Annotated in this window: 17 protein-coding genes (1 of these 17 cut by a window edge); 2 read left to right on the top strand and 15 right to left on the bottom strand. The window is 53.0% G+C overall.

Going from position 1 to position 20,071, the window contains the following annotated elements; genetic code table 11:
- Positions 1-179: 179 nt before the first annotated feature.
- From AC3RCL_RS04575 to AC3RCL_RS04550, 6 genes are all read right to left on the bottom strand, one after another.
- Complete coding sequence (locus AC3RCL_RS04575; RefSeq protein WP_096774957.1) at positions 180-1,007, bottom strand: MBL fold metallo-hydrolase; 828 nt, start codon at positions 1,005-1,007, stop codon at positions 180-182.
- Positions 1,008-1,094: 87 nt separating this feature from the next.
- The gene (locus AC3RCL_RS04570) at positions 1,095-3,023 is read right to left on the bottom strand and encodes an FtsX-like permease family protein (protein WP_096774956.1); all 1,929 of its coding nucleotides are present in this window, start codon (positions 3,021-3,023) and stop codon (positions 1,095-1,097) included.
- Complete coding sequence (locus tag AC3RCL_RS04565) at positions 2,998-3,768, bottom strand: ABC transporter ATP-binding protein (protein WP_012819079.1); 771 nt, start codon at positions 3,766-3,768, stop codon at positions 2,998-3,000. The genes AC3RCL_RS04570 and AC3RCL_RS04565 overlap by 26 nt, the downstream gene beginning before the upstream one ends.
- 662 nt (positions 3,769-4,430) lie before the next feature.
- Positions 4,431-5,417, bottom strand: coding sequence for a sensor histidine kinase (locus AC3RCL_RS04560; protein ID WP_492534649.1), 987 nt, complete (start codon positions 5,415-5,417; stop codon positions 4,431-4,433).
- Positions 5,418-5,420: 3 nt separating this feature from the next.
- Positions 5,421-6,113 carry a response regulator transcription factor gene (locus AC3RCL_RS04555; protein WP_096774954.1) on the bottom strand — a complete coding sequence of 231 codons (693 nt, stop codon included), beginning with the start codon at positions 6,111-6,113 and terminating at the stop codon, positions 5,421-5,423.
- A gap of 61 nt (positions 6,114-6,174) precedes the next feature.
- Entirely contained in the window at positions 6,175-6,909 is a 735-nt protein-coding gene (locus AC3RCL_RS04550; RefSeq protein ID WP_353057782.1) for an acyl-[acyl-carrier-protein] thioesterase, read from the bottom strand.
- 208 nt (positions 6,910-7,117) lie between these two features.
- Here AC3RCL_RS04550 and AC3RCL_RS04545 point away from each other — a divergent pair, with 208 nt between their 5' ends.
- Complete coding sequence (locus AC3RCL_RS04545) at positions 7,118-7,375, top strand: GlsB/YeaQ/YmgE family stress response membrane protein (protein WP_009592319.1); 258 nt, start codon at positions 7,118-7,120, stop codon at positions 7,373-7,375.
- Between the two features lie 160 nt (positions 7,376-7,535).
- Here AC3RCL_RS04545 and AC3RCL_RS04540 read toward each other — a convergent pair whose 3' ends face one another.
- Complete coding sequence (locus AC3RCL_RS04540) at positions 7,536-8,429, bottom strand: SDR family oxidoreductase (protein WP_492534648.1); 894 nt, start codon at positions 8,427-8,429, stop codon at positions 7,536-7,538.
- Positions 8,430-8,557: 128 nt separating this feature from the next.
- On the opposite strand from AC3RCL_RS04540, the gene AC3RCL_RS04535 reads away from it, so the two are divergent.
- A complete protein-coding gene (locus AC3RCL_RS04535) occupies positions 8,558-9,511 on the top strand; it encodes a helix-turn-helix transcriptional regulator (RefSeq protein ID WP_012819074.1) in 954 nt (317 codons plus the stop codon).
- Positions 9,512-9,595: 84 nt separating this feature from the next.
- Here the strand turns inward: AC3RCL_RS04535 and AC3RCL_RS04530 are convergent, their stop codons facing one another.
- The 8 genes from AC3RCL_RS04530 to AC3RCL_RS04495 form a co-directional block, all read right to left on the bottom strand.
- Positions 9,596-10,567: a ring-cleaving dioxygenase gene (locus tag AC3RCL_RS04530; protein WP_012819073.1), complete on the bottom strand. Its 972-nt coding sequence runs from the start codon at positions 10,565-10,567 to the stop codon at positions 9,596-9,598.
- Between the two features lie 304 nt (positions 10,568-10,871).
- Positions 10,872-12,470: a response regulator transcription factor gene (locus tag AC3RCL_RS04525; protein WP_492534647.1), complete on the bottom strand. Its 1,599-nt coding sequence runs from the start codon at positions 12,468-12,470 to the stop codon at positions 10,872-10,874.
- A gap of 22 nt (positions 12,471-12,492) precedes the next feature.
- Positions 12,493-13,836, bottom strand: a complete 1,344-nt coding sequence (locus AC3RCL_RS04520) for an ABC transporter substrate-binding protein (protein ID WP_492534646.1) — start codon at positions 13,834-13,836, stop codon at positions 12,493-12,495.
- A 16-nt stretch (positions 13,837-13,852) separates the two neighbouring features.
- A complete protein-coding gene (locus AC3RCL_RS04515; RefSeq protein WP_492534645.1) occupies positions 13,853-15,577 on the bottom strand; it encodes a cache domain-containing sensor histidine kinase in 1,725 nt (574 codons plus the stop codon).
- Between the two features lie 79 nt (positions 15,578-15,656).
- Positions 15,657-16,520, bottom strand: a complete 864-nt coding sequence (locus AC3RCL_RS04510; protein WP_012819069.1) for a carbohydrate ABC transporter permease — start codon at positions 16,518-16,520, stop codon at positions 15,657-15,659.
- Positions 16,517-17,473, bottom strand: coding sequence for a carbohydrate ABC transporter permease (locus AC3RCL_RS04505; RefSeq protein ID WP_009592284.1), 957 nt, complete (start codon positions 17,471-17,473; stop codon positions 16,517-16,519). Before AC3RCL_RS04505 ends, AC3RCL_RS04510 begins: the two co-directional genes overlap by 4 nt.
- Positions 17,474-17,593: 120 nt before the next feature.
- The gene (locus AC3RCL_RS04500; protein WP_012819067.1) at positions 17,594-18,946 is read right to left on the bottom strand and encodes an ABC transporter substrate-binding protein; all 1,353 of its coding nucleotides are present in this window, start codon (positions 18,944-18,946) and stop codon (positions 17,594-17,596) included.
- A gap of 185 nt (positions 18,947-19,131) precedes the next feature.
- On the bottom strand, positions 19,132-20,071 hold the 3' portion of the coding sequence (locus AC3RCL_RS04495) for a ketoacyl-ACP synthase III (protein ID WP_176502472.1). The gene runs 41 nt beyond the window's last position; 940 of the gene's 981 nt are visible here — the last part of the coding sequence; its start codon lies off the right edge, out of view — the gene reads right to left on this strand; its stop codon occupies positions 19,132-19,134.

The raw sequence follows: 20,071 nt of genomic DNA, 5'->3' as shown, positions 1-20,071 counted from the left end.
TTATTATTTTTTTTGAAAAAAGCGGGTGCCGCGATCACCTACATTTTCGCACAGTTCCGTTCATTCTTTCCATATTGAATCTTCAACATATGAAAAGACACCGCAAGGTCGTTAACCTCACGGTGTCTCGTTTAGCCTATAAATCGTTCATGCCATGAAAATTAAATGCTGCCCTCGATTCACTTTCCATCCGCATCCTTATCCACATACCGACCTTGCTCGGGAACGGCCAAACGGTCAAAGTCTCGGGCCAACCGCGCAAGCGAAGTCGTTAGCTCTTCACCGCGCATGGAGACGCCGTGCCCCGTGACCAGAATTTCGGGATTCAGGCTTGCCAGGCGGCGAACCGATTCACGCGCCAGATCCCAATCCGGAGTAAAATACATCGGCGGACCGTGAAGCTCCTTCTCCTGCCCGATGACGGCAAGCGCCGACTCCTGCTTCACCGTAATGACCGCGTCTCCCGCTACGAGGACCCGATCCCGTTCGCGGAACAGGGAAACATGTCCGGGGCTATGCCCCGGCGTCGGTAGCCATTTGAATTCGGGAAGACCGGGTACGCTTCCGTCCTCCGGCAGCGGTCGTATCCTCGATCCCAGATCGATGGCTTTGTTCGGATACATGGGAGCAACGCGGGCCATCAATCCCCCGCCTACGCTCGGATCCCCCGGAGGATAGTCTTCTTGTCCCGTAAGAAACGGCAGTTCGCTCGGGTGTGCGTAGACGGGAACGTTCCAGCGATCGGCCAATTCCTTCACATTGCCCACATGGTCGAAATGGCCATGCGTCAGCACGATGGCCACTGGCGGCTTGCCGAATCGGTTCTCCGCTTCTTCCGCAATGGAGCCTTCGAAATTTCCGAGTCCCGTATCAATCAGCACCCAGTCACCGGTTCCCGGCGTACCGATCATTTGGACGTTCACCATGACGGTACGCAAGGAAAGAATATCGGTCGTAACCTCTTCGGTCTCTACGGCACCCGTCTTTAACATGCTGTGATCATTCATTATGGAATCGCCCCCATTTCTCGTTGTTGAGTGCTTCTTGTAATAACATACCCGTTTTGGCCCTTTTCAACGAAGAAATGGCGGTTTTTACTGAATGATTTTGTTGAGACGCTCCAGATAACGCCAGCGAGTAATAAAGAAATACATGATCTGGATGCTCAGGAAGAAGATGAAGATCTTCAAACTATGCCCTACGATCGAGAAGTCTACCAGCTGCTGAAGCGCAACAAAGGCAACGCCGCTATGGATGAGTGCGATTAACATCGGCAAAAAGAACATAATGACAAGCTGCTTGGTAATGATGGTGCCAAGCTCTTTTTTGCTGAGTCCCACCTTGGCAATCATGCGATACTGCTGTTCGTCCCGGGCAAGATCCGCGTACAGCCGGAAATATACAAAGCTTGCCGCGAAGGTAAAGAACACGATGCCGACCAGGCCGCTAACCATAAGCAGAATGCCGTTCTGCTGCTGGGCGCTTTTCCAATCCAAGTACAATGACTTGAGATAATAGCTGTAGTCTTCCGGCTCTTTAAGACGTTCCTGAATCGATCTGGACACATCCCCCGTATTCTTCCAATCCTGCACGTAAAACGTATGGAATGCCGCATAACCGAATTCCTGATCCTCTTGTGCCTGGAGCACATCCTTGTACAGGCGGTCGGATACGACCAGCGTATCGCCGTAGGTCGCGGGCACCGCAATGAACGTTTCGGCTTTGAGCACCTTGACGATTTCCGATGTTTTCCCGTTTATCACGTCGAATTGATCATTACCAGGACCATCGATTCGGTAGCTGTTCTTCTCCGTGACGGTCCCAGGGGTCAGGATGCCTTCCAGGTCGCCCAATGTTTCTGACGGGTAACCCATCGACTGAATAAGACTGTTATATTCGCTGAGCTTAATCAGATTGATCCCGTTATCCGAAAATATCGGAGTAACCTCCGCCTCCTTGTACTGAAATCCGCCCTTCTTGAGCTCCTCCCTGATCATATCAAGATGACGATTCCCTTTATCAGCGTTCTCATCATTCATAGTGTACGTATAGGCATAAGGATTCTCCATGGCCGACAGGCCGGGATCCCCGATTGCAAGCGTGGTGCCGATCCCGGTAAAGGCGGATGCCGAGATGACCGATACGAGGAAGAACATCACCGCATTGTCTTTGATTCTGTACAGCAGCTCCGAGATCGTCAGCAGGTTGGTTCGGCGAAAGAAGAACCGCTCTTTCTTCTGCAGATACCGCATAAAAAACACGCTGAACTGAGTGAAGAGAAAATACGTGCCGATAATGACGAATATAACGCCGCCAAGCAGCAGGAACAGATTGAAGATTTGGAGAATGGCAAAAACCATGACCATGCCGTAACCGGTTCCGATCAGCAGGACAGCCAGCACGGCCAGCCAAGGCGATGCTTTCGGCTGCGGCTTCGGGCTTTCCTCTGCTTTCACCAGGGCGAGCAGCGTGCCCTTCCGCAGCATGAACGAGGAGAACAACGCAATCAGCAGGAACAATACGGCATAAGCCGCAGCCGTAACGATCAGCGATTCAAGCGGAAAATAAAACGGAAGTCCCTTATCCACGGCCAGCAGCTTGGCGCTGATTAGCAGAATCAGCTTGGAGAACAGCAATCCCGTTCCGATGCCGACTACGATCGCTGCAGCGCCAATCAGGATATTCTCGATGAACAGCATCCGGTTCAATTGCTTGCGGGACATGCCGAGGATCAGCAGAATGCCGAACTCCTTTTTCCGAACCTTGATGAAAGCCCCCACCGAATACAGCAGAAAGAAAAATGAAAAAACGAACACGATGTACTGGGATACCGTCATGCCCATCGTACCCAGCATGGACATGGTACCGCTGGAGGAGACCAGGCCGTCCTTCAGCTGTGGGTGAAACGACAGCAGCCCGTAGGTAAAGAAAATCATGACGGAGAAGGCACTGCTCAGGAAATGGGCAATATACGTGCGCTTGCTGCGCAGGACATTGTTAATGGCGAACTGGCGAAAATTCATGTCCCGAACCTCCCAGCAGCGATAACACGTTGATGATTTTTTGATAAAAGGCCGATTGGCTGTCGCCGTACGTGATTTCGTTGTACAACTGCCCGTCCTTGATAAACACCACCCGATTGCAGTAGCTTGCTGCCACCGGGTCATGGGTGACCAGCAGCATGGTCACTTGGTCTTCCTTGTTTCTCCGGTCCATCATTTCCATGACGTCGCGGGCCGACTTGGAGTCCAGGTTGCCTGTCGGCTCATCGGCCAGAACCAGCTTCGGTACGTGGATCATGGCCCGCGCTATCGCCGTCCGCTGCGCCTGTCCCCCCGATATTTCATAAGTCCGCTTGTCCAGTATCGATGTGATGCCCAGTTTATCGGCCAAAATGCCGACCCGGCGGTTCATCTCATCCAGATCCACGCCGTCCAGCGCCAGGGGGAGCAGGATATTCTCCTTCACCGTCAGCGTATTCAGCAGGTTGAAGGACTGAAAGACAAATCCCAGCTCACGCCGGCGGAACATGGCGAGTTTATCCTGGGATAATCGGAACGGATCCTCCCCGCCGATGGTGATCTCCCCGGACGTAGGTCGGTCGATGGTGGAGATCATGTTGAGCAGCGTCGTTTTTCCGCTGCCGGAGGGGCCCATGATGCCGACGAATTCCCCTTGGTTGATGCTCAGATTGATATTGGAAAGCGCCTCGTGGGACACTGCAGCCTTATAGACTTTGCCCAGATTGCGCACGTTTAGTATTTCCATCTTGTTGTAAACCTCACTTTCGTTATTTCGTTCCTGTAAGGTTAGTGTATAGCATCGGGCGGGCCATCTCCTATCGATCACTCTTTCGCCAACCTTACATCGGTGTAAGATTCATGCGTAGACCGGCTCAGGGTACGTCACGGTCGCAATCTAAAGGGCGCTTCGAGTGCGTAACGGTTGCGATTCCAGAGGTGCTCCGTGTACGTCACTGTTGCAATTCTAGAGGCCGCTTCGAGTACGTCACTGTTTGCGATTCTAAAGGCGCTTCGAGTACGTAACGTTCCTACGATCGCTGTTGCCCCCAAATTTTCTGAACGATTACACCGAGGTGAAAATTCGGGTGCAAAGGCGACCGCTTCGCTTCTTCGGAATCGTTTCGTCCTCTTTCGCTGATGCGTGCCAATACCTACTTAAAACAAAAGAAAAACCTTACCTCAGGGCTTCATGATGGTTTCGACATCCATCAATTACCCTAGATAAGGTGCTTTCGGTAACGTATTTAAGTGACTTACTGTACCACTCTATAAGCTAAGGGATAACTTAGATATAGTCTGACTGCCCCCACTCGGGCCTAAACCCATCCGGTATCCTGAACTTAAACGGCCAGCAACTACTTGAAATCATGAGCATCCGCCAGCTTAAAAACACACCATGCCCGCGCCTCACCCCGAGAAAATCAGCCTCACGGTCGTTCCTCTTCCCGGCTCGGATTCCAGCTCGATTTGGTGGTTCATTTTATGGACCACTTCTTTGACGAGATACAAGCCCATGCCGGTGGATTCCTTCAGCTTGCGGCCGTTTTCCCCGGTATAGAACGGGTCGAACACCCGCTTCAAGTCGGATGGCGGTATGCCCATTCCCCGGTCCGTGATCTCCAGCACCACATGGCGGTGGTCCTCCGTCCGGCGGGCCTGGATCGTCACCTTAAGCCCGGTTCCGGCAGAATATTTAATGGCGTTGGACAGCAGCTGCAGCATGATGAACCGAAGCCATTTGGCATCCGTCTGAACGGTGAGATCCGAATCGATCCGGACCTCCGGATACACATGACTGTGAATAAAATAACGCTTGTTCTCGTGCACCGCCTCGACTGCCGCCTGATGAAGCTTCACGGGCTCCACGCTGAAATCCTGCTCGAAGGTTTCGAGCCTGGACATGTAGAGCACCATCTCCAGCCCGCGCCGAATCCGGTCGGATTCCTCGGATAAACTCTTGAAGGCGTCGTTATCATCCTCCTGCGTGATCATCTCAATGACGGACAGCGGCGTTTTCATCTGATGCACCCACTGATTCATGAAGATCATATGCTCTTTCCGCCGGCGCTCCCACTCTTCCATGACCGTGCGGTATTGACGGTACTGCTCTTCCATAAGCTCGCTAAGGGCCGTAGGCAGCGGGGCCGACTCGTTATGCTTGATCGATTCCTCCAACGACCTGATGGGCTGCGACAGCCGTTCATAGAAATCCCGGTGCGTGAAATACCGGAATGCCAAGTACCCGCCAAGAATGGTCAGACCGAGGAAAACGGCATAAGCCGCTGTCACCGGATGATCATAGCCGTCATACCAGAATACGAGCAGCACCACGGACAAGGCCGCGGTTACAAACAGAATGAGGGGCAAATGCTCACGCCAAAACAGCTTCTTCATTGCCTACCTCTTCCATACGGTATGCAGCCTGTACCCCGAACCGCGAATCGTTTCCAGCGCATTCTCAATCCCTAACTCCCCTAACCGTTTCCTCACCCGGTTAATATTCACGCTGAGCGTATTATCGTCCACGAACGTATCGTCCCACAGCTTCTCCAGAATCGTCTCGCGCGTCACAAGCCGGGGGCTCCGGCTCAGCAGCGTTTCCAGAAGGACCGTTTCTTTTTTCGTGAGCACGGATGTCTGATCGTGAAGAGTCAGCTCCATCCGTTCGGGATAGAGGACAAGCCCGTCCTTCTCCACCGTACGCTCGGCGGATGCTGCCGCATAGTCGCCGTATACGCGGCGCAGCTGGCTGTGGATTTTGGCGATGACGATATCGTAAGCAAACGGCTTGGTGATATAATCATCCGCGCCGTTCTCCAAGGCCCGGAGCTGATCCGGCGTCCCGTTACGGGCCGAGATGAAAATAATCGGGCAGGTCGATACCGACCGGATCTGGCGGCACCAATAATATCCGTCAAAGCTTGGCAGGTTCACGTCGAGCAGAACGAGATGCGGCTTCATCTCATGGAACTGCTCCAGCACATGATCGAAATCCTCGACGATGTTTCCTTCATTTCCGTACCGTTCGATATGCGATTGCAGCAGCCCCGCCAGCTTGGGGTCATCCTCAACGATCATGATTTTGTACATCCGTTCACCCTCCATGAAGCGTCAGGCCGCTCTTTCCCCTCCGAAAGAACAACCTGATGGTTTATGATTCCCTAACGATAGCCGCTTCAAAAAAGTTGGTTCCGTCCGGCGATGTGCCCTGCACGTACACCCGATTGTTCTCCTCGGCCGAACGCTTGATCAGCATCGTATCCTTCAGTCTGGCCTCGTTATGGTATGTAATCTTGAAGCCGGTCACTAGCCCTTCCCGAAGTTCCTGCTCATCCAGCACGTCAAAGCACAGATCCGCATACCGGGCGTTATTCAAATGGCCGTTCGTATCGATTCCACTATACCGGACCGAATACGTATACGCATCATCAAGCTGTACCCCTTCCGGCAATACGGCTTTGCTTGGCAGCTCTCCAACCGTTTCCTGACCGATCGGCACCTCGTACGGAAACATGGACGGACGCAGAATTTTCCTTTTATGAATGTCCACCAGCGCCCATACCGAGCGGCCCTCGCCCAGCAATTCCCCATCGCCGTTCTTGATCCGATAATCCCGATGCCACAGCGCCCCTTTGGACCCGCGGCTCCAGGTGTCCACATATACGTTTTCCATATCCCTTGGCATCCGCCGCATCTCAAGCTCCAGCGTAATCAGCATCCAGCCCATGCCACGCTCGATCATTTCCTCGCGGCTGATCCCCAGCGCCTCAATATGCCGGTCAGCCGCTCTCTGCAAAATACTGAGCAGCGAAGACCATCGGCAGTCTCCCTTAAAGTCTGCGTCAACGGATTGAATTGTATATTCTTCTGTCCATTTTTCTATCATGAGTTCCATGCCAGCTCCTTTATTTTCTCAACCTAACCACTCTCTTCAAGCATAATCAAAAAAATCGCATTTATCAAAGAACGAAGAGGCATATCATTGCATTGGAAAATAATGATTTTATCCAAGTTGCTGGTCAACCCGGTTTAAAAGTCACGTCTTTGGTTAATAGTAAGGCACAAACAACTATAACTTATACGAGGTGATTAACATGAGTTTTCTTTGGTCATTAATCGTTGGCGGTATCATTGGATGGATTGCTGGTTTGATTATGGGCAGAGACATCCCCGGCGGTATCATCGGTAACATCATTGCTGGTTTCGTCGGTGCTTGGCTGGGCGGACTTCTGCTTGGATCCTGGGGACCGGAAATGGGTGGATTCTACATCCTGCCTGCATTGATCGGTGCCGTCATCCTGGTCTTTATCGTCAGCCTGATCATGGGTTCGATGAGACGCGGCCGCTCATAACCACTTGAAATTGAACGTTGATGCGTAGTTTCTGCGATGTTCCGCTATGACATGGTTTAGACGTACTTACAGCGGTATTCGCAAGTGCAACGGACAATTTCCGTAACCAAAGAGGGTGACCTATTCGCCATCATGGCATAGGTCACCCTGTTTTACATGTTTAAGTAATGGGAAGTCCCTGCTTCTTCGCGTAATTGCCCCAATGCGGCTTACGCCCGTCAATGTCGCTAAACCCGTATTCATCCGATAAGTCCCAGCTGGTCAGCGCCTTCCCGCTCTTGTCGGCTACATCCGGATCGGCTGCCAGCGCCGCAACCGCCTGCCCAAGAAAATATGGGGTCTCCGATTCGATGAAATGCGGTTCTTGTGCCGTGGCATCCCGCCAATTTTCTTCCGTAACGCCGAAGTGATCCAGCATTTGCTCCGAGCGCAGAAATCCCGGCGTCACGGATAGTGCGGTTACCTGATAGGGACGCAGCTCTTCCGCCATGGCTGCCGCCAGATGAATCGCCGAAATTTTTGCCAGGCTGTAATACAAATTCCCGCGATACCGGTACGTCGAGCCGTCCGTGACCTCAATGACCAATCCGCCGCCGTTCTCCACCATCAGCGGAACGCCGTAATAACTGGTGATCATGTGCGTTGTCACTGCCCGCTCCTGCATCAGCAGTCCATCGGACAGAAATTGCTCCCAGAACGGAATATTCCAATGCGTCAGGTTCTCGCCGCCCCATATATCATTGACGAGGATGTCCAGCCGGCCTTGCTGCTCTTCACGAATGCGTTCAAACAACGCTTTCACTTGCTCTTCCACGGTATGGTCGCATTGCACGGCAATGCCGGTGCCGCCCCGGTCCGTCACCATCTCCACCGTGTCGTCAATCGTCTCCGTACGCTTGATATCCGACGCTTGGCCGCGTACGCTCCGTCCCGTGCAATACACCGTTGCCCCCGCGGCACCCAGCATCACCGCAATGGCGCGGCCTGCTCCCCGGGTCGCTCCGGCCACGACGGCGATTTTTCCTTGCAATGGCTTAGGATCATTCTTATTCATAGCGCTACCTCCAACTATATACTGAAGTATCTCAACGCCTTCATCGTATCAGACATATATGACATCCGTTGTCTTATATCCATGCTACAATACAATTAACTTCTATAGATACAGAGAGGTGACATAACTTGAGGGCGGATCGTCTATTGTCCATTATGCTGATGCTTCAGAACGGGGGGAAGAAGAACACCCGTTATCTGGCGGAGCAGCTTGAGGTATCGGAGCGCACGATTATACGCGATATGGAAAGCTTGAGCTCGGCGGGCATCCCCGTGTATGCGGAAAGAGGATCCCAGGGCGGGTGGGTGCTGGAGGAGAGCTATCGAACGAACCTGACCGGCATGACGCCGGACGAGCTCATCTCCCTGCTGGTATCCAGCCACAGCCCGCTGATCGGGGATTTGGGGATCCGTAAACAATTTGATGCTGCCTATCAAAAATTATTGGCTTCCTCCCCACGCTCCATTCGGCAGGATGCCGAAATCATTCGGGAGAAGATCCATATCGATGGCGCAGGCTGGCACTCCTACCGCGAATCGCATCCGTATCTTACGGTTTTGCAGGAGGCGCTGTGGTTGGATCGCATCATGGATATCCAATACATGAAAGGAGAGGAACGAGTCGAAAGAAGGATTCATCCGCTCGGGCTGGTTGCCAAACGGAGTACCTGGTATGTGGTGGCCGAATCCCAAGGCGAGCTGCGAACCTATCGCGTATCGAGAATCGTGGATGCCGTCATGTCCGAGGATACATTCCAGCGTCCGGCCGGTTTTAATCTAGCCGAGTATTGGGAGGAGTCGCTGGCACGGTTCATGCAAAATCTCCCGCAGTATCCCGCACAGGTTCGCATGACCGTCCATCTGATCAAACGCTTTGAGCGGGAGCGGTACGTAAAAATACTCCGATGCGATATGGATAACCAGCACGACGGGTGGATAACGGCCGATTTGGAGTTCAACACCCTGGAATCGGCTTCGGCATTTCTTCTAAGCTGCGGGGCGGAAATCGAGGTGATGGCTCCCCAAGAGCTTAGGGAGCATGTCAGCATGGCGGCAAATGCCATATCGCGGCTATATGAATAGATCAAATTAAAACACCGGGCAATCGCCCCAAAAACAGAGGATTACCCGGTGTCGTGTGTATTGCGTGCGCGATGTGCGCCATCTTCATTGAATCGTATGGAGAGGCTTCAGGTTGGCTTCGATCTGTTCCCGCTTCGGCTCCAGAAACGGCGGCAGCGCAAGGGACTCGCCGAGATGGTCGATATGCTCATCCGTGTCAAAGCCCGGACCATCGGTAGCTACCTCGAACAAAATACCGTTAGGCTCCCGGAAATACAAGGAACGGAAGTAGAAGCGATCGACAAATCCCGAATTCGAAAAGCCCACATCGCCGATCCGGTCAATCCAGGACCGAAGCTCTTCCTCGTCCTCGACGCGGAATGCAACGTGATGAACGCCGCCGCGGCCAAGCCGCTCCTGCGGAAGATCCGTTCGTTCCTCCACATGCACTTCCGCTCCCGTACCGCCTTCTCCCGTCTCAAAGACCAGGATATCGGGCTGCCCGTCTACTGGCGAAGCATAGTGCCCTTTGTAGCGGAAGCCCATCAGCTCCGTCAATACCTTCACGGTCTGCACGGGATTAGGCACGGTCAGCTGCACCGGGCCTAAACCGATGATGGCGTATTCCGCCGGAACCGGCCCCTTTTCCCATGGAACGCCGCCTGGAACTCCCTCGTTATGTTCATCCGAAACGAGAATGATGCGCTGGCCCTCGAAATCCCTGAAGAGAAGGGTCAATCGGCCCGCACGTTCCTTGATCTCCTCGCGTTCTACGCCGTGCTCGTCCAGCCGCCGGGTCCAATATTCCAAGGCGCGGTCGTTCGGCACGCGCAGGGATGTCGCCGAAATGCTGTTGTTTCCCTCACGGGTCCGGCCGGCCATCGGAATTTCGAAGAAGGTAAGCTCCGTGCCGGGATTTCCTTTTTCATCGCCGTAAAACAGATGGTACACCGACACATCGTCCTGGTTCACCGTTTTCTTGACCAATCGCATGCCCAGAACCTTTGTATAAAATTCGAAGTTCCGCGAAGCTGCAGCCGTTAACGCGGATACGTGATGAATTCCTTTAAACTTCATGACTTCAACCTCCATTTATCGTTTTTTTCGTTATTAATAGCATGTTAACCATCTTCAATATTCATATTTGCCGTCTGATTCGGGAGCAGCTTCGTTCTTCGCTGCCTTCTTTACGTTTGCTTAATCTCAGTTTAGTATTTAAACCTTAAATCGTCAAGTCTTAATATTAAGATATTTAATATAAAAATAACAGAACTCCTTTTCCCCGATCGAACCGGAAAAATGGATCTGTTATTCATTCCCTCCTATGTTAAACCCTATCCGCAAAATATCCGATTTCGATATCATGGGATCAAGGTTCATTCTATGTCTTGGAGACCGCCTCTTCCCGATACTCCGATGGCGTTTTCCCCGTGATTTTCTTAAATACCTGGGTGAAATATCGCGGATCCTGATATCCTACCAGCGGCGCTACCTGGTACACCTTCACGTCCGTATTCAGCAGAATGCTCTTGGCCTTCTCGATCCGGCACTCCGTCAGGTACTCCAGAAACGTATAGCCCGTCGTTCCCTTAAACAGCGTGCAGAAATGACTGATGCTCAAATCCGCCAGCTCCGAAACCTCTTCGATGGTCAGATCCTTCTGGTAATTCTCCGCGATATACTCCTTGGCTTTGCCCATCACGGCTTGAACATTGTCTTTGGCCTGCCCGGACCGGCTTTCGGCAATCCACTTGCTAAAGTGGCTCTTGATGACGTCCATCAGCTGCTGAAGCGTGCCGGATGCATGAAGCTCCTGCAGCAGTTCCTCCAGCGACCACTCAAACAGCACCTTCATATGCTCAAACTGCCGATACAGCACGACGCTCATCTCCAGCAGCACCCGCTCGGTCATCTCCCTGCTGAACGCATGCTCCTCGATATAAGCCTTGGTTTCGTCAAAAAGCTCCAAAAGCCGCTCCTTATGAAGCGTGCGGATGCTTTCCACCATGAGCGACTCGAGATGCTTCGGATACTTCGCTTCGCTGGCCGTTTCCAGCACCGAATCGGGCGCCCCGAGAAACACGCCCTCTTCCCCGGAATAAAACCGCTGGTACAATGCGCGCACGGCCGTCTCGTAAGCCGTTCCCAAGCGGTCGATGCCGGCCATGCTGGGACTGAAGCCGACCGAGCAGGACAGCTTCGTGTTCCGCTTGATCAATTGCACCAGATCCCGGCCGATATCCTCCTGCCGCTCCTTCGTCAGGTTCGGAAACAGCAGCACCCATTCCCCGCTGCGGAAAGGAAATACCGTCAGCCCGCCATGCTGCAAGGACCACTCCTCGAGGACGTTCCGTACGGCAAACAGCCATAGGCGCTTCTCGTCCATGCTCCACAGCTCGTTAAGCCGCAAATATTGATCCAATTGAATGACGGCCATCGTGTATCCATGCTCCAGCTCGCTGTCCTCCAGCCACTGCATGTGCTGCAGGGGACTACGGTTCCCTTCGATGAATTCGGTCAGCATCCGCTCCCGGGCCAGCAGCGACAGAACCTTGATCGAGTGGAGCATCTGGTCATCCGCAATCTGCTTCTCCAGGGTTCTGGCCGCCCTGGCAATCGTTTCGGTCAGTTCATCGTGGTCGATCGGCTTCAGCAAATAATCGAAAGCCCCTTCGCGCAGCGCTTCCCTCGCGTATTCGAATTCGCCGTACCCGCTGATGAAAATAATGATTCGTCTTGCCTGATCCGCCTTCAGTTCCTTCATGAGCGTAATGCCGTCCATCCCCGGCATCCGAATATCGCTGATAATGATATGCGGCGACGCTTCGCGCGCCAGCTTCAATGCGCCGTCTCCGCTCTTGGCCTCCCCAACGACCTCCAGATCGAGCTCATCCCATGGAATAGCCGCCTTCAGGCTGCGCAGAATGATCGGCTCATCATCGACCAGCATGACTCTGAATTTGCCTTCCGATCCGCCCATGACGTTCCCCCCTGTCTCCTGTTTACTCTGCTGCCGTATTCCGCCTAAGCTTCCAATACAGGACCGAGGACTTCTGAATTTGCTCCAATGCGCCGGCAGCATCGATCCGTCCTCCAATCATATCCTCGATCACCTTAAGGAACGAACTGTTCACCTCGGGTGATAACGTGTTGTCGTAAGGCAGAAAGGTGCTCGCGGATTCCTCCATCAATTCCGTGACTTGGGCAAAAACCGGCCCGGTTTTCTTCGAATCATAGTCAATCTTCATCGAAGGGACGCGCAGCCCTTCATACACCAGCCGAGTCTGCACCTCCGGGGTATAGAACATGCCCAGCAGCTCCAGAGCCGATTGCTTTTTCGTTTCATCCAAGTCCGATGACAGCCCGATGCCGATCGTATATCCCCCTGCCAAGGAGCGTTCTTCGCCGGGAAAAAGCGACGGAAAGGGAATGACGCCGATCTCATTCTGAAAATCCGGGTAATCCTCATTCTGCAGCAGCGTGATATCCCAGCTGCCGTTCATATACATCGCCGCTTTTCCTTCCGTGAACTGGGCAATCGCTTCTTCCGTGGAAAGATCGTTTGCGTTCGGACTGAACGCCCCTTCTTCGATCCACAGCTCCAAGTGCTCAAACGCCTCCAAATACGACTCTTGCACAAAGCTGGCCTGATCATCGCCTTCAACCAGGCGGTCAATCAGTTCCGGCCCGGCGTAGCGATCCATGAAATAATGGGCAAAAATTCCCGCCGGCCACCTGTCTTCGTTGCCGACCGCAAAGGGGATGATGTCGTTCTCCCGAAGGACACGAATAGCTTCGTCCATCTCTCCCAGCGTCTTTGGAGGTTCCAGCTTCAGCTGCCGGAATAAAGCCCGGTTATAATAGATCGGCTCTGCGTGTCCCTCGAAGGGCAGGCCATAGATCCGGTCCTCGAAGGTCCAATGGTGCAGATCCTTGAACTGCTCCTTCAATCCGGTATCCTGCAAAAAATCCGTTAAATCCATCAACCGGTTGGATCTGGCATAAGGCACGATCTCGGCCCCTCCGAACAAAACAAACATATCCGGCGGCGTACCGGTTACCATCTCGCTCTTCAGCTTTTGTTCCCGGTGAATCGTCTGATCGATGCTCTCGAAGTTCACCTTTACGTTTGGATGCGCTTTCTCATAAGTGCGGACGATGCTCTCGAATACGGCCAGCACCGGCTTGTCATGCTCTTTGTTCCAGAAATGCCGGAACGTTAGCGTGATTTTCTCGGGCTGTTCCTCCTGGGCCGGTCCCTGATTCTGTACCGTCACCCACACGACAGACAGCGCCAACAGAGCGGCGTATCCGACGATCCAGCCCCAATTCCAAAACCATCTCACCCTGCAGCCCCCCCTGTCATGTCAGTATTTTCGGTATTCGAATTCGTATCAAGGAGCCGTAACCTGGGGAGGAACAGATCATCAGGCCGTAACGGCTGCCAAACCGGATCCGCAGCCTTTCATGGACATTCTTCAATCCGACCCCGTTCTCGCGGTACTTTTTGAGCTGTCCCGGATCCGAATTCCACAGCTTCATCAGCGTTTCCGGATCGAAGCCCGGACCGTTGTCCTCCACGTCAATCACGATATCCTCGCCGTTCTCGGACACCTTGATGGAGATGAGTCCGCTCTCCTCCATCGGCTCGATCCCGTGATATAAAGCGTTCTCAACAATCGGCTGAACGATCAGCTTTTGCGTAACGTAGTGCCTCAGTTCATTCGGAAGCTCAATGCCGTAATCGAATTTTTCCTCGAACCTGAATTTCTGTATCCGCATGTAATGCTGGACATGCTCCAGCTCCATGCTGAGGGGGATCAGCTCATGATGCTCGCTGATGCTGATACGCAGCAGCTTTCCAAGCGAAACCACCATCTTGCTGATATCCTTATTGCCCTGAAGCACGGCCATCGAATTGATCGATTCCAGTGAATTATAGATGAAGTGCGGATTGATCTGAGCGACCAGCGCCTGCAGCTCCGCTTCCTTTTTTCGTGCTTGCTCCGTCTCGACCTGCCCAATCAGCTCCTGGATCTGGGTGCTCATCCGGTTAAAGCCGTCGATTAACAAATCCGTCTCGTCCTCCGCCACGTTATGCGACGGGATCGGAACGAAGATGCCCTGCTTGACGCGCTTCATCCCGTTCACCGCGCTAATGATGCTGCGCACCATTCTGCGCACAAAAAAACGGTCGAACAGGAACGCCGACACGAGCGAGATCAATCCCAGGATCAAGGCCAGGTTGCGAATCGGGACCGATTCGGCCGAAATCAGTTTACTTGGCGTGATGGCGACCAGAAACCAATCTTTATTATGGGAAGGTGAATATGTGATCAGCGATTTTTCGCCTGCATATTGATCGATATAGTAGCCTTTTCCATTCGTCTTATAACTATCCGAGAGAAACGGGAATTCCGTCCGCTCCCCGATATGCCCGCCTGACTTGCTGAACACGATGTGCCCCTGCTGGTTGACCAGCAAAATATCTCCCTGCTTCAGCGTTGCCGCCTCCCAGAACACCTGATCCAGGAGATCCGGCTTCACGTAGATCACCACGGTTCCGATATCCTCCAGCGAGTAATAGTCCTTGATGACCCTGGATTGAATCAAAACGGGAGCGCCGTCAGCCGCGGAGCCGTTCTCGCCGGGTCCGACCCATACGGGACGCCCCTCCGCCTTCTCCACCGCCTCATACCATGCCTGCTGCTTCAGTTCCTGAAGCTCCATTCCGCCATTCGTGTTATACATCAACCGGTCATTCGAATAAAAAGCAAACGACGCAATCATCGGATGATTGATCAGATTGTTGATCTCCTGCCGCCGTTCATAGGTAACCGCGTATTCCGGCTGTTTCAGCATCTGCTGAACCGATTGCTGGGTAATCGCCGAGTTCGAAATCGTCGTGATTTCGTTCAAGGCGAACTTCAGTTTCCGATCCGTTTCCAGGAGCGAAATCCAGTAGAAATCATTCGACTTCTTCTCCATCGCTTCCGAAAAGCTGTAATAGGATACCCCGCCCAGCGCGATGACCGGAATGAAGACCAGAAGAATAATAGCCAGCAATATCTTTCGGCGGAGTTTCATGGATCCTTCCTCCCTCCACTCTACTATGTCTATTATTCTTCATGACAGGCCGCATTCCTTGTCGACTTCACCTTGCTTGTTAACTTTTTATGGCGCCTGATGTCAATCCGGCGATCACCCATCGGCTGAACAACAGAAATACGATGAGAAGCGGCAGCGTCGCCGTGAAGGTGGCCGACATGATCATGCCGAAATCAAGGCCGTCCTTATTGGTGAACAATTGCTGCAGCGCAATTTGAATGGTGTAATTCTCCCTGTTTTTCAATACGACGAGCGGCCAGAAGAAATCGTTCCACACGTTCATGAAGTTCAGAATCCCGAGCGTGGCCATCGCCGGGGTGACAACGGGAATGGCAATGTTCCAGAAGATCCGGAAATGCCCGCCGCCGTCGATCCGCCCCGCTTCGATCAGCTCGGTATGAACGGCAGAGGCGATGTACTGCCGCATCCAGAAGATGCCGAAGGCATTGACCATGGCCGGCACGATCAGCGCTTTGTAGCTGTCGATCCAGTGCAGCTTGGCCATGATGACGTATTGTGGAAGCACGCCCAGCTGGGCAGGCACCAGCATCGTGGCAATGACAAAAACAAACAGCGTCTTTTTCAGAGGAAACTCATACTTGGCAAAAGCATAACCCGCCAGCGTGCAGAGGAACACAACGGACAAGGTCACGGCCGTAGACACCACCACCGAGTTCATCAAGGCCCTGAAAAAATCCGTCCGCTCCAGCACGCGCGCGAAGTTATCGAAAAACTGCGTGCCGGGCGTAAGCAGCGGCGGAATGTGAAATGCCGCATCCTTGTCATTGGTGGCCACGACGAACATCCAGTAGAACGGAAAGACTGAGACCAGCGCGCCAAGGATCATGAAAAGATAGAAAAAGAATTTCGCGACAACACCGGGTTCATCCGGCTTTTTTCGGCTTATGGCGACTGTGCTCATGCTTTTTTACCTCCCGAATCTTTGCCTTCGCGGCCCAATATCATATTTAATACCGAGAACAGAATGGTGGCGATGAACAAGAGAACCGCCGTTGCCGCAGCCGTACCGAAGAATCCGTTCTTAAATGCTTCGTTATACAAATAAGTGACCATCGTGACCCCTTCCTGACGCGTAGAACCCGTGCCGGACTGACCGAGGAATACATAAGGCTCCGTAAACAATTGGAGCGCGCCGATCGTCGATACCAAGGTGACGAACAGAATGAATGGGCGAAGAAGCGGCAGCGTGATATAGAGCAGTTGCTGGCCTCGGGTGGCCCCGTCGATTTTGGCCGCTTCATAAATATCGGTCGGAATGCTCTGCAGCCCCGACAGAAAAATAATGGCGTTATAGCCCATCCACCGCCACATGACCATGGACGATATGGCGATTTTGACTCCCCACCAGCCGGAGTTGAACGGCACGCTTTCCGCACCAAAGGTGTTCAGCAGCCAGTTGACCATCCCGTTGTTTCCGAACATCGTACTGAACACCAGCGTCACCGCAACGATGGAGGTGATGTTCGGCATGAAATACAGGATGCGGAACGTGTTCTTGAATCTGTTCAAGGCCGAGTTGAGCATAACCGCAACAAATAATGCCACAATCAGCTGCGGCACGGTTCCCATCAGAGCCATTATGAGCGTGTTGCTAAATGCGATCCAGAAGGTCGGGTCGCTTGTAATAAGCTCGTAATTCTTGAAGCCGACGTATTTCATCGGTCCGAGCGCATCCCATTTGAAGAAGGACAAATAGATGGTAAACAGGATCGGATACAGACCGAAGATTGCGAACAATATAAAGAATGGCGATATAAACGTATAAGCCGTAAACCGGCTTCGCACGGTCTCCGTCAACAAGCGCCGCCTTTGCGGCACCGGCTGCGGCGATTCTGCCGTTGCTGTGTCAGCCATGATGCACCTCCAGGTAGGTAAGGATAAATCCGAACCCGCGCGAAGGGCGCTTTATCCCTTCTCGGGTTCGGACGGTTATTGGATATGAACGGGCTAGCTGGAATGATCCGTCTGTTTAAGCTAGCTGCGATCGACCAGCGTCTTGATTTGCTTCATTGCGCTTTCCCATTCTTTTTGCGGGTCGGCCTTTTTCTCCAGCACGTTTTTGAGCGCGTTTTTGATGATCGTGTCGGTCTGGTCATGAAGCGGTCCGTAGTAAACCGGCTTGATGCGTTCCGCCGATTTGGCATACGCTTCGGAAATGACCTGGCCGCCGAAGAATTCGTCCTTCTCTTCCGTGAACGAAGGCTCGCTGTACACCGCCGGGATGGACGGGAACAAACCGCTGTCCTTAAACGATTTCAGCTGATTCTCCTTGTTCAGCACCCACGAGATGAATTCGTAAGCTTCCTTCGAATGCTTGCCTTCCTTCGGCAGGGTCAGGAACGAACCGCCCCAGTTGCCTGCTCCTTCAGGAAGCTGGGCAATCTGCCATTTGCCTGAAGTGTCTTTCGCATTGCGGATGGTACCGGCAATCCAAGCCGGGCCGAGCATGACGCCGAAGTCGCCGTCATTGATCGCTTTTTGCCATTCAGGAGACCATAGAATCCAGTTGCCGATCCAGCCTTCCTGAATTCCTTTTACCGTAAAGTCGTAAGCTTTTCTCACTTGCGGGTTCGTATCTCCGATAAAAGAGCCGTCCTCTTTGTTGAAGTAGATTTGATCCGGGGATTGGTCACGCACCCCGTTGTAGACCAGGTCCGTCAAATCGGCGAAAGGCTTTCCTGTTTTGCTTGTGAAATCCTTGGCCACGCTGGCGAATTTGTCCCATGAATCGATCGCAGCGCTGAAGCCGTCCGGATCGGTTGGCAGTCCTGCTTGCTCTGCCAGATCCGTACGGTAATAGACGACCGTAGGGCCGATGTCTGTTGGCAGCCCGAGTTGGAAGGTGCCGTCAACCGATGTGGCCTGCTTCCATTTCCACTCCAGGTAGTTGCCCTCTAAGTCTTTGGCGCCGAGGTCGTACAGGTTATAGAACTTATCCTGGTTATTAATGAAGCGCTCCATGAAGGCAATTTCCAGCTGGAAAATGTCGGGTGCGCCAGAGCCCGCGGACAACGCCGTCGTCAGATTGTTGTGGTGCGCCGTTTGGTCCGACGTATTCTGGAATTTGAACGTGATGTTTGGATGCTCTTTCGTATATTCCTTCGCTAGATCTTCATAGTTGGTCGTTCCGAGCGACCAGAAGGAGAGCTCGATTTTCTCTGTGGATTCGGTTCCTTCTTTCGTATTGTCCGTCCCTTCATTGCTGCTGCCTCCCCCCGGAGATTCAGCCGTACTGCTTCCGTTCCCGCCACCGCCTCCACATGCGGCCAGCGTGAATACCATGATGACACTCAGGAGCAGCAAGCTCCATGATTTAAACCTTTTCATTCTTCTACCCCTCTTCCATGGAACGTATTTTTCTTCTTTAGTCTAATGAAAGCGGAGCCAAATTTTGAGGAGGCAAACTTTCGAATTTGAGTTGAATATATTACGATTCACGTACATCTCGAAAAATCGCAGCACTAAAAAACCGCATATCGATTATCGATAGCGGTTTAAATAGCTTAGATTTGTCATATCGTCCATTTGACGATGGAACCCGCGTAGGTCATACCTCCGCCGAATCCGTAGAGCAGTGCGTGGTCTCCCGCTTTCAGGCGCCCTTCGTCGACGGCCAGCTGAAGCGCAAGCGGAATGGAAGCTGCCGACGTATTCCCCCGGTACTCGACGCTGGTCAAGGTGCGGTCCATTGTAAACGGCCCCCGCTCGTTAATCGCCTCGATCATGCGGAGATTGGCGCTATGCGGAACAAACCAATCGACTTCGTCCGCGGTCATGCCCCCTTTGGACAAAAGGGCCCGGACGCCGTCCGGAATGTTCCGAATGGCCCACTTATAAATCTCGCGGCCATTTTGGACAAGGCATCCGCTCTTTAATTCCGTACCGTCCATTTGCTCGGAGAGCGCGGTTTTATACAGATGAATGCCGCCTTCGCCAAAAGTGCCCGAGACGGAAGCGATGATCCCAGCCGAAGACTCGTCTCTCTCCAACAATACGGCACCTGCGCCATCCCCAAACAATACGCATGTCGTTCGGTCGGTGTAATCCGTAATCTTCGATAACGTTTCCGCGCCGATAACCAGAATTTTACGGTAGGCTCCCCCGGATATCAATCCGTCAGCCATCTGCAGCGCGTATACGAATCCCGCACAGGCGGCATTCAGATCCAGCGCACCCGTGCTTGCGATGCCCAGCTTTGATTGCACTCGGGAAGCGGTACTGGGAAAAGAGTACTCCGGCGTGCTCGTGGCCACAAGAATCATATCTGCATCCTGCACGGTAACGCCATACCGTTCAACCATATCCTCCACAGCTTTAATGGCAAGATCGGACACGTACTGATCGGGAGCCGCAATCCGGCGTTCCCGCATGCCTGTTCGCTGGACGATCCACTCATCGCTCGTTTCCACCATCTTCTCTAAATCCGCATTCGTTAAGATCCGTTCAGGAACG

The organism is Paenibacillus sp. MT86, from assembly GCF_058792535.1.
This window is presented reverse-complemented; position numbering and strand designations above follow the sequence as displayed.

What these genes read in the sequence shown, in the direction of transcription:
- AC3RCL_RS04530 (WP_012819073.1), bottom strand. Translation starts at nt 10,567, where the DNA reads ATGAAGTTTAAAGGAATTCATCACGTATCCGCGTTAACGGCTGCAGCT.
- AC3RCL_RS04550 (WP_353057782.1), bottom strand. Translation starts at nt 6,909, where the DNA reads ATGATAGAAAAATGGACAGAAGAATATACAATTCAATCCGTTGACGCA.
- AC3RCL_RS04540 (WP_492534648.1), bottom strand. Translation starts at nt 8,429, where the DNA reads ATGAATAAGAATGATCCTAAGCCATTGCAAGGAAAAATCGCCGTCGTG.
- AC3RCL_RS04515 (WP_492534645.1), bottom strand. Translation starts at nt 15,577, where the DNA reads ATGAAACTCCGCCGAAAGATATTGCTGGCTATTATTCTTCTGGTCTTC.
- AC3RCL_RS04545 (WP_009592319.1), top strand. Translation starts at nt 7,118, where the DNA reads ATGAGTTTTCTTTGGTCATTAATCGTTGGCGGTATCATTGGATGGATT.
- AC3RCL_RS04565 (WP_012819079.1), bottom strand. Translation starts at nt 3,768, where the DNA reads ATGGAAATACTAAACGTGCGCAATCTGGGCAAAGTCTATAAGGCTGCA.
- AC3RCL_RS04555 (WP_096774954.1), bottom strand. Translation starts at nt 6,113, where the DNA reads ATGTACAAAATCATGATCGTTGAGGATGACCCCAAGCTGGCGGGGCTG.
- AC3RCL_RS04505 (WP_009592284.1), bottom strand. Translation starts at nt 17,473, where the DNA reads ATGGCTGACACAGCAACGGCAGAATCGCCGCAGCCGGTGCCGCAAAGG.
- AC3RCL_RS04510 (WP_012819069.1), bottom strand. Translation starts at nt 16,520, where the DNA reads ATGAGCACAGTCGCCATAAGCCGAAAAAAGCCGGATGAACCCGGTGTT.
- AC3RCL_RS04500 (WP_012819067.1), bottom strand. Translation starts at nt 18,946, where the DNA reads ATGAAAAGGTTTAAATCATGGAGCTTGCTGCTCCTGAGTGTCATCATG.
- AC3RCL_RS04575 (WP_096774957.1), bottom strand. Translation starts at nt 1,007, where the DNA reads ATGAATGATCACAGCATGTTAAAGACGGGTGCCGTAGAGACCGAAGAG.
- AC3RCL_RS04570 (WP_096774956.1), bottom strand. Translation starts at nt 3,023, where the DNA reads ATGAATTTTCGCCAGTTCGCCATTAACAATGTCCTGCGCAGCAAGCGC.
- AC3RCL_RS04560 (WP_492534649.1), bottom strand. Translation starts at nt 5,417, where the DNA reads ATGAAGAAGCTGTTTTGGCGTGAGCATTTGCCCCTCATTCTGTTTGTA.
- AC3RCL_RS04525 (WP_492534647.1), bottom strand. Translation starts at nt 12,470, where the DNA reads ATGGGCGGATCGGAAGGCAAATTCAGAGTCATGCTGGTCGATGATGAG.